Annotated in this window: 8 protein-coding genes and 1 pseudogene; 1 reads left to right on the top strand and 8 read right to left on the bottom strand. The window is 51.8% G+C overall.

The annotated features are described in order from the left end of the window. Positions 1-271 precede the first annotated feature (271 nt). The 6 genes from ACZYR9_RS12905 to ACZYR9_RS12880 all read right to left on the bottom strand — a co-directional run bounded on the left by ACZYR9_RS12905 (position 272) and on the right by ACZYR9_RS12880 (position 5,390). Positions 272-880: a superoxide dismutase family protein gene (locus ACZYR9_RS12905; protein WP_488978901.1), complete on the bottom strand. Its 609-nt coding sequence runs from the start codon at positions 878-880 to the stop codon at positions 272-274. 65 nt (positions 881-945) lie between these two features. After that, positions 946-1,629 carry a GNAT family N-acetyltransferase gene (locus ACZYR9_RS12900; RefSeq protein ID WP_488978900.1) on the bottom strand — a complete coding sequence of 228 codons (684 nt, stop codon included), beginning with the start codon at positions 1,627-1,629 and terminating at the stop codon, positions 946-948. Between the two features lie 19 nt (positions 1,630-1,648). Continuing rightward, complete coding sequence (locus tag ACZYR9_RS12895) at positions 1,649-2,509, bottom strand: carbon-nitrogen hydrolase family protein (RefSeq protein ID WP_488978899.1); 861 nt, start codon at positions 2,507-2,509, stop codon at positions 1,649-1,651. Further along, positions 2,506-3,216, bottom strand: a complete 711-nt coding sequence (locus tag ACZYR9_RS12890; protein ID WP_488978898.1) for a class I SAM-dependent methyltransferase — start codon at positions 3,214-3,216, stop codon at positions 2,506-2,508. Before ACZYR9_RS12890 ends, ACZYR9_RS12895 begins: the two co-directional genes overlap by 4 nt. Before the next feature lie 231 nt (positions 3,217-3,447). Continuing rightward, the gene (locus ACZYR9_RS12885; protein WP_488978897.1) at positions 3,448-4,374 is read right to left on the bottom strand and encodes an aldo/keto reductase; all 927 of its coding nucleotides are present in this window, start codon (positions 4,372-4,374) and stop codon (positions 3,448-3,450) included. Positions 4,375-4,388: 14 nt separating this feature from the next. Beyond that, a complete protein-coding gene (locus ACZYR9_RS12880) occupies positions 4,389-5,390 on the bottom strand; it encodes a Gfo/Idh/MocA family protein (RefSeq protein WP_488978896.1) in 1,002 nt (333 codons plus the stop codon). A gap of 269 nt (positions 5,391-5,659) precedes the next feature. Here ACZYR9_RS12880 and ACZYR9_RS12875 point away from each other — a divergent pair. Continuing rightward, positions 5,660-7,811 (top strand): annotated as a pseudogene (locus tag ACZYR9_RS12875) (DNA topoisomerase III). Between the two features lie 147 nt (positions 7,812-7,958). On the opposite strand, the gene ACZYR9_RS12870 reads toward ACZYR9_RS12875, so the two are convergent. Together ACZYR9_RS12870 and ACZYR9_RS12865 are read right to left on the bottom strand one after the other, a co-directional pair. Next, positions 7,959-8,258 (bottom strand): hypothetical protein, encoded by a 300-nt coding sequence (locus ACZYR9_RS12870; RefSeq protein WP_488978895.1) that lies wholly within the window; start codon positions 8,256-8,258, stop codon positions 7,959-7,961. Positions 8,259-8,264: 6 nt separating this feature from the next. Further along, positions 8,265-9,173, bottom strand: a complete 909-nt coding sequence (locus ACZYR9_RS12865) for a TIGR01777 family oxidoreductase (RefSeq protein WP_488978894.1) — start codon at positions 9,171-9,173, stop codon at positions 8,265-8,267. Positions 9,174-9,178 lie beyond the last annotated feature (5 nt).

The raw sequence follows: 9,178 nt of genomic DNA, 5'->3' as shown, positions 1-9,178 counted from the left end.
ATAGGCAAAAGGAGCGGTCAAGCGCTCTTCTTGACGGCTTCTTTTGCCTATGAGATTCTCCAAGCAAGCGGAAGGGTTATGACTCTCGTTAATAGCCATCCACCCACCCAGTAGCGCGAAGAGCCTTTATCTTCTTGAGTCGGAGCTCATTTTCACCATCCCTTGATACCGTACAAAAAAAATAGCCCCTCTATGCTAAGCAAGAGGGGACAGGTTATTAAACGGTGTATGCTATTGTATTCGGAATCCCTGAACCGATCCAGGGGAGTTGCTATTGAATCACGCCGCAAGCAATCCGGGCCCCGGCATTCCCTGCCGGTTCGGTCACATTGTCATCCGCTTTTTCATGTATGATTAAGGCAGTACCTCCGGGCTTTAAGAGGGAGTTCGGTTGATTGGGCTCCAGCGTCAGCTGCTTTGCAATGTATTCAAATTGAACCTTGCCTTGCGAATTGGCCTCCAGATTCGGAAGATCTCCGGCATGCGAGCCTTGGGAATGGCCCATCCCATGCTTATGGCCCTGCGGATTAAAATGCCCCCCTGCCGTTTTGAAATCCGGCCCTTCGCACTTGCCGTTCTCGTGGACATGAAAGCCATGCTTGCCCGGGGTCAACTGCTCCGTTTCCAGCTCTATACGAACGCCTTCGCTTACCTGCGTAAGCTTGGCTTGGCCAACCGGATTGCCCTTAAGACCGACCAGCTGCACTTGGACCTCATCCCTGCCTTTTTGAGCCATGACAGCCGCGCTGTCGTTCATTTCTTGTTTCGGATTCTTTTGTTCGCCGCCTGATCCGAACCATGTTCGGGGATCTGCTTGACAGCCAACCAGCAGCAACATCAATACAACGACGCATGCGGCATTAAGTGCTTTATTTCTCATAACGGCCCCTCCTATCGATTACTTGTACAATTGATCATTGTAACCAATTAAGGGAGCCTTAAACATTACTTTCCACTCTGCTGTAAAAATGGATTGCGCCATTCCATCAGCATGGCATAATTATGAGACTCTTCATCTTCCAGATAGTTTTCCACCAGCTTGACCGGCGTACGGCCGCAGCGAAGGAGAAATGTCATTACCGGATCCTTCAGTTTCCCTTCAAGCACATGGCGTACATACACCTCTGCCGGCATGGTATCGGCATGCTTATGATAACCGGGAAGCCGTCCGCCGCCCAGCAGCCTTTCCAGCTTCAGCTGCACGACAACCTCGTACATCGACATCATCAGCCATTTGCCAAGCCCCAGCTTTCTGTATGCAGGACGGGCGGAAATATCGACGATATACAATGTGTTTCCATTAGGGTCATGATTACGGATATAACCGCCGTCCGTAATTTCTTCCCACGTATGGTCCGCGCTAGCCGGATCGAAATTTACCCTCAGTCCGGTAATTGAAGCGGCCAGCTCTCCATCGATTTCCACACAAAGCGCGCCTTCCGGAAACAACTTTACGTGGTTTGCCAGCTGCTCTTCGTTCCACCAGAGCTCCGAAGGAAAGGGCGGAGGAAAGCTTTCCTGCTGAATCCGGATCATGCCTTCAAAATCATTTTCGGTATAGGAACGGATCGTTGCCTTCACGGAACGCTCCTGATCGAACACATAAAGTTCCTTGCGGTAAAACGACATCTGGGCGCTCCTTTCTGAATTAACTCCAGTCCGTATACAAATCCGTCCGGCGGTCTCTCCAAGTCGTAACGGAGCCTTTCTCCCGCACTTCGTACAGCAATGACAGATCGAGATCTCCTGTGATGACCATATCGCCGTTAATTTCACCTGCCGTCATGATGCCGCCCGGCGGAAAGGGAACGTCGTTAGGCGTAATGATCGCCGCCTGTCCATAATTACCGCGCATAAAATCGACCGTCGGCAGCGAACCGACTGTACCTGTTGTAACCACATATACCTGATTCTCAATCGTACGCGCATGACAAGTATACCGTACCCGGTGAAAGCCATGCCGGTCATCCGTGCAGGAAGGACAGAACAGCACGTCCGCTCCACGGGCTTTGGCCATACGTACAATCTCCGGGAACTCCATATCGTAGCAAATCAGCATCGCGATACGGCCTTTATCGGTATCAAACACGTGAAGTCCGTCGCCGGCCTGCATATTCCATTCTTTCACCTCGGTTGGTGTGATATGCAGCTTCCGCTGCTCTCCAACCCGTCCGTCCGGATAAAAAAGGTACGCCGTATTGAATAATTTGCCTTGTTCCTCGATGATATGCGTTCCACCGATAATATGCATGCCGGTTTCCGCGGCAAGTGACTTGAACAACTCCATATACTGCTCCGTGAAGGAAGGCAGTTCATTAATCGAAAGCGCCTGTTTGCTTCCGTCTTTGCCGATCGACATTAATTGCGTTGTGAACAGCTCGGGAAATAATACGAAATCCGATTCGAATTCCTCTGCTGTTTTGACATAATGAGTCACTTGAGCTGCAAATTCCTCAAAGCTGTGAATGGTATGCAGATGATATTGGACTGCCGATACTCTTAATTTCATGTTGTTCTCCTTTCCATGAGGCCAATTTCTGCTCCGTCTTCGCGGGGCTCTTCTTCTGTTGTCTCTTCAAGAATATCCTGAATCGGATCAAAAAACAAAATATGCGGCTTTTTCATACACCAGGTCGTCATGCATCGCTGCCCCTCCACCATTACCGTTTTTAGCGGATCCACAAATTGACCGTGCAATTTATCCGTCATATGGTGGAGCGCTTCGGCGTCTACCAGATACCGTTCGCTGCCGTCGGGCAGCTCAAAGCGATGGCCTCCAAGCGGACGAACCTGATTCTCCATTCCGATACTGGAAGCAAGACGCGCAAAGAACAGACCGCCCGGTTTAAGTACTCGCCACATCTCCGAAACCATCCGTTGGAAGTGCCGTTCATCTTCCGCAAAATGCAGCACAGCGCAGGAAATCACGACATCGAAAGCATCGTTGGCGAAGCTCAGCTTCTCCACCGGTTCCACACGAAACTGCTCCTCCGGCAGCTCATTATTCAATTCCAGCGCCAGCTTGCGGACCTTATGAATCGCTTGTTCCGAACGGTCCACAGCGAACACGTCATAGTCTTCCTGCAAGAAATAGACCAGATTGCGTCCTTCTCCGCAGCCTGCATCAAGGATGCGCATGCCGGGGACGATCCGCCCTTTGAGCAGCTGGTCGAACAGATTAATGTCCATATTTCCAAATTGTTCCTTCACATTCATGCGGCCGGTATCACTCACTTCCAGATGATGGCGTCTGTTCGATTATTATACCACCTTCAGACATAGAAAACTATGAAAGAGCCTGCAAATGCGTCTATTTGTGTCGGATCATGCAAAACCGCATTAACCCCGATACCCTAACTTAATTTCTGTAATGTCAACAGACCTCTTCCCGCTCAGAAAGTAACATGAGCGGGAAGAGACACTGTAGTAGCATTGTATCCTTATAAGTCACCCATGTTCGAGCCAATGTACTTCATCCGGGGTTAAACGGATGGCCGCCGCCTGACTGCACGATTCCAGTTCCGCATCCGATTGGGCGCCGATGATCGCGCAGGATGGGAAAGGCTGGTTCAGTACATATGCCAGCGCAATTTGAATGGCGCTGACTCCTTTCTCCTTCGCCATCTGCTCTGCACGACGCAGACGCTCCCAATTCGCATCATTGTAGAAGACACGTACGATATCCGCATTCTCCTTTATCTCCGGTGTGAACCTGCCCGTAAAAAATCCCCTGGCCTGGGAGGACCATGACAGCAGCGGAAGCTGATTATCCTCGTGCCATGCAAGATCGGCCGAAGCCGCGGATACGCAGCCGGCCCAATAGGGTTCATTGACCTTAGCCAAGCTCAAATTCGGACTGTTGAAGCTAAAACCGTTAAGCCCGTTGGATGCTGCATAATCGTTAGCCTCCTGGAGCCTTGTGACGGACCAATTGGAGCATCCGATCGCCTTAATCCGTCCAGAGGAGAGCTGCTCATTCAGCGCAAGCATGATTTCGCTTACAGGTACCGCAGGATTATCGCGGTGCAGTGCGTACAGATCTATATAATCGGTACCCAGACGCTCCAAGCTTTCCTCCAAATCACGCCGGATGGCATCCGGGTTTACCCGGGGACCGTTGTGATCGTGGTGAGCCCCTTTCGTCAAGATCATGACGTCCCTGCGATTGCCACATTCCTTCATCCATTTCCCGATCGTCTTCTCGCTTTCCCCGCCGCAATAAATGTGTGCCGTATCGATGGTATTTCCTCCGATCGCCACGAAACTATCCAGCACGCGGCAAACCTTGCCATACGTCTCTTCCTTGAAAAAATCCGAGCCTTGAATTAATCGGGATACCGGTTTATCCAGGTTCTGAATCATTATGGTTTCCACCGCCTGATTCCTCCCTATAATTCAACGCGCCTGCGTTCTGTGGCCGACATCAAGCAGGCATCGACAACCCGCATATTCGATATGGCATCGGCGGGCTCAAATGGCAGAGGTTCACCGTATAAAATATGCCGGCTAACCGCATCGGCTTGCAGCGCGTATTGGTTTACGTACGGAACCTCAACCTCGCGTCGTGCCCCATGAATCGTCACATAGAAGTGATCCCGTTCGTCCTTGTGCGCCACAAAGGCTGAAGGGACCTCAATCCGGCCTTCCGTGCCGATAATCTCCAATCTGTTGCGCCCGTCTGCCCACATCCCGCAATCAAACGTCAATGCAACACCGTTTGCGAATTCAAGCAATCCCGAAGCCATCATATCGACATGATCATGCTCCGGTGAGAAGAAGGCGTGTACTGCAGCCGCTTCCGGCTCTTGTTCAAGAATAAGGCGGGCGGCGCTGATTGGATAAACGCCTACATCGTAGACAGAGCCGCCTCCCATAACGCGTTTGTATCTTACATTGGCGGCATCCTTGGCGTTATTAAACGTAAAAGCGCCGTGAATTCCGCGGATCTCGCCGATTTCTCCGGATCGAATGATATCCTTGATCATCTTGTAACGCGGATGATAACGATACATGAAGGCCTCGGCAAAGGTTACCCCGGCCCTCCTGCAAGCCGCCGCCATTTCCTCCGCCTCCCGGGCGTCAAGCGCTGCCGGCTTCTCGCACAGCACATGCTTGCCCGCTTCGGCGGCACGGATCGTCCATTCCTTGTGCAAGTGATTCGGAAGCGGGATATAAACCGCATCGATTTCCGGATCAGCCAGCAGCTCTTCATAGCTTCCGTACGCTCTGGGTATATTCAGCCTCTCGGCCGTTTGCTTGGCTTTGTCCAATCCTCTGCTGGCGATGGCCGACGCTGCTCCCGTATCCGATTGCTGAATTCCCGGGATAACCGCGCGTACAGCAATATCGGCACAGCCGATAATTCCCCATTTCACGATGCTTTTACTCATATCCGGAATCTCTCCCCTTCCCTGATTTCCAAGCTTTATTTCCATTATATTGAAACCCTTTTGAAATTAAAATAACTGCTTAATGCAATAATCTATGCTTACCGTTTATTTGGAGTACCGACGGTCGAAAAACCGGATTGTGCGCTTCAGGTTATCCAAGCCAAAGACGCCCACGAACTACCGCAAGCTTTAACGGAATGATTAACTGTTGTATACTGGTGATTCGAGAAGGCTGCCCTGACGTAAACAGGCAACAGAAAGGAGCTATTATGAAATCATTAGTTCTTGCGGAAAAACCGAGCGTGGCCAAAGAAATCGCCCGTGTGCTCGGATGTACACAAAAGCACAAGCATTATATAGAAGGGCCGTCATATGTGGTAACTTGGGCATTGGGGCATTTGGTGACCCTCGCCGAGCCTGAGGATTACGACCCCAAATACAAACATTGGAGCCTGGAAGACCTCCCGCTGCTTCCGCAGCGCATGAAACTGAAGGCCATCCGGGAGACCACGCCTCAATTCAAAGCCATAGCCCAATTAGCCGGGCGCAGCGATTTGAAAGAACTGATCATTGCTACAGATGCCGGACGCGAAGGCGAATTGGTCGCCCGTTGGATTATGGAGATGATCCGCTGGAGAAAACCGTTCCAACGTCTTTGGATTTCGTCGCAGACCGATAAGGCTATCCGTGAAGGATTTGCAGCTCTTAAACCGGGACACTCCTACGATCCGCTCTATCGTTCCGCAGTATGCCGAGCGGAGGCCGATTGGCTGATCGGGTTGAATATTACACGCGCGTTAACCTGCAAGCATAACGCACAGCTGGCGGCCGGACGGGTGCAAACACCGACACTGGCGGCGCTGATGGATCGGGAACGGCAGATTAAAGCGTTCCAAGCCAAAGATTATTGGATGCTTCGCGCTCAACTCGGCTCCTTTCAAGCCGTTTGGCGCAGCAAATCGCAGCCCGACGGACGCCTATTCGACAATTCGGCTGCAGAGGCGCTGCTGGCTCGTCTGAACGCCGTTCGGTCCGCCATCGTATCGCAAGCTGAAGACAACCGAAAAAACCGAGCCTCATCCGCTCGCTTACGATTTGACGGAATTACAGCGTGATGCCAATAAAAGATATGGATTTACAGCCAAGCAAACATCCAATGTGCTTCAGCGTCTGTACGAGCAGCACAAACTGGTCACCTATCCGCGTACCGATTCCCGGTATCTATCATCGGATATGGTCTCCACGCTTCCGGATCGGCTTAAGGCTCTGCAGCTGCCGCCATATGCCGCCTGGGTCAAGCCTCTGCTGAACAAGCCCCTGCCGGTAACCAAGCGCATGGTAGACGATGGGAAAGTATCCGACCACCATGCGATCATCCCTACGGACGAACGGCCGCAGCTTCACAACCTGACAGCGGATGAGCGCAAGCTTTATGACATGATCGTACGCAGGTTTATCGCGTTGTTTTACCCTGCCTTCCGGTATGACGAGACATCCGTCACGGTCGATATCGGCGGTGAAAGCTTCCACGCCAAGGGCCGAATGACACGTGATGCGGGCTGGAAAACGCTGTATGATTCGGGATCCGTCTCTGCCGATGATGAGGATGAAGATACGGCGGAGGATGAGGCATCCTCACGCCAAACGCTTCCTCCGCTTCAAGCCGGAGCGGAGCTTAAGGACATTCGTCTGAGCCTGCAGAAGCAGACGACCAAACCGCCAAGCCGTTATACCGAAGCAGGGCTGCTGTCAGTGATGGAAAAGAATAATCTCGGGACACCGGCCACACGGGCGGATATTATTGAGAAGCTCCTGCAGACCGATACGATCGAACGACGCATGAACACGCTGCAGCCTACCGGTAAAGGCGTTCAGCTCATCGAGCTGGTGGTGCCCGAGCTTCGCTCGCATGAGCTCACTGCCGCATGGGAGCAGGAGCTCGAACGGATATCCAAAGGAAAAGGCGACGCCGACGCCTTCATGGAAAGCATTCGTAAGCAAACCCAAGCGATTGTCAGACAGGTGAAAGAAAGCGCCGCGGAATACAAACCGCACAATTTGACCAGCTCCCGCTGTCCCGATTGCGGCAAGCCGCTGCAGGAGATCAAGGGCAAACGCGGAAAGATGTTGGTTTGCAGCAGCCGGGAATGCTCATACAAGCGCGCTGCCGAAGCTCCGTTATCCAACAAACGCTGCCCTCAATGCCATAAGAAAATGGAGATTCATACGGGAAAAGCCGGAAAGTATGCGCAGTGCCGCCCATGCAACGTGATCGAAATGCTTGGTGAATCGGGTCCTAAAGGCGGACGCGCTGCGAAGCGCCAGCAGGGGCAGTTAGCCAAGCAGTACAGTGACAACATAGAGCTGAATTCTGGTCTTGGAGAAGCACTCAAAGCCGCACTGCAGAAAAAACAGGAGTAGCAAGGGAATTTCACCGGTGTGGGTTAATCCGTATTCCTTACCGGTACCTGTTCGTAGCGAACGATAAAAAAAGGGTTGTCACCTCAGCAGCCTATCGGCTGCTAGTAGGAACAACCCTTTTTTGCTATGATACATTCACCGGCCGGTTTAACCAAGCCGATGCTTAACCTCCCGCTCATAAAACGCCCTAAGCTGCTGCTTTTCCGATTCTGTGAAGCGGAATTCACAGTCGCGGCCTTCGTCTTGCGGGACGATATCGAAGATCTCGCCGCTGCGTGTACAAATGAGCAGTGCACCGAGCTCTTCAATCCCTTCCGGCGCCTTTGCTCCTTCGGCCAGCTGGAAGGAAACCTCAATATCGACCCATTGTCCGTCCCGCGGCTCGATGCGGGCCTCCATCCGTTCAAATCGCAGTTCTTTTATCTCCGTGCCTCCGTAAGCTATCATAACCCTTTACTTCACCGCCTTATTTCCTTGATTCAGCAAATCCTTCAACGCCATCTCAAGTACAGGATAGTGAAATTGAAAACCATGGTTAATCGCCACATTCGGCACAACCCTTTGCCCTTCCAGCAGCAGAACGGACATTTCTCCAAACATAAGCTTCATCACAAACGCCGGTACCGGAAACACATACGGCTTGTTCATCCACTTAGCCAGCGTTCTGCCGAGCTCGTCATTGGTAACGGGCTGCGGTGCCGTGGCATTTACCGGGCCTTCTATATTTTCTTGTTCAATACAGAATTCAATCAGCCGGACGAGATCACGAATATGAATCCAAGACAGCGGCTGTTTGCCGCTGCCAATTCGTCCGCCAAGACCATACCTGAACGGAGCACTCATTTTGGGCAGCGCCCCGCCGTCATTGGCGAGAACAACTCCGATCCGCAGCAGGACAACGCGTGTATCCGGAATCAATTCCGCCGCGGCTTCCCATTTATCCGCCACATTAGAAAGGAAATCTTCCACTTGAAGATCGCTTTCTTCGGTAAAAATCGTTGTCTCCGAGCTTCCATAGATCCCTACGGCCGATGCATTGACCAGCACCGGCTTAAATTCCATGCGTTCAATGATGCTTCGCACCCGTTCTACAGTATCCAGACGCGATTGCAGGATATGCTGCTTAGCCTTTGGAGTCCACCGCTGGTTAATGGTTTCACCCGCCAAGTTGACGATGGCATCCACCCCTTCGAGAGGCTTTACACTCGATTCCAGATCTTCCCAAGTGATATTGCGGATCAGCGGATGCTCAGACTTTTGCTTTTGTCTGGAAATCAGGATAACCGTTGTCCTTTTATCTAACAAATATTGGGTCAAATGCTTTCCAATAAAGCCTGTTCCCCCTGCGATTGCCACTTTCATGCTTT

It is taken from the genome of Paenibacillus sp. F024 (genome assembly GCF_057814255.1).
Note: the sequence above shows the minus strand (reverse complement) of the source record. Positions and strands in the feature narration are given on the sequence as shown.

Bases quoted from the DNA above. Each gene is read 5' to 3' on its own strand.
- ACZYR9_RS12905 (WP_488978901.1), bottom strand. From the start codon at position 880: ATGAGAAATAAAGCACTTAATGCCGCATGCGTCGTTGTATTGATGTTG.
- ACZYR9_RS12900 (WP_488978900.1), bottom strand. From the start codon at position 1,629: ATGTCGTTTTACCGCAAGGAACTTTATGTGTTCGATCAGGAGCGTTCC.
- ACZYR9_RS12895 (WP_488978899.1), bottom strand. From the start codon at position 2,509: ATGAAATTAAGAGTATCGGCAGTCCAATATCATCTGCATACCATTCAC.
- ACZYR9_RS12890 (WP_488978898.1), bottom strand. From the start codon at position 3,216: ATGAATGTGAAGGAACAATTTGGAAATATGGACATTAATCTGTTCGAC.
- ACZYR9_RS12880 (WP_488978896.1), bottom strand. From the start codon at position 5,390: ATGAGTAAAAGCATCGTGAAATGGGGAATTATCGGCTGTGCCGATATT.
- ACZYR9_RS12870 (WP_488978895.1), bottom strand. From the start codon at position 8,258: ATGATAGCTTACGGAGGCACGGAGATAAAAGAACTGCGATTTGAACGG.
- ACZYR9_RS12865 (WP_488978894.1), bottom strand. From the start codon at position 9,173: ATGAAAGTGGCAATCGCAGGGGGAACAGGCTTTATTGGAAAGCATTTG.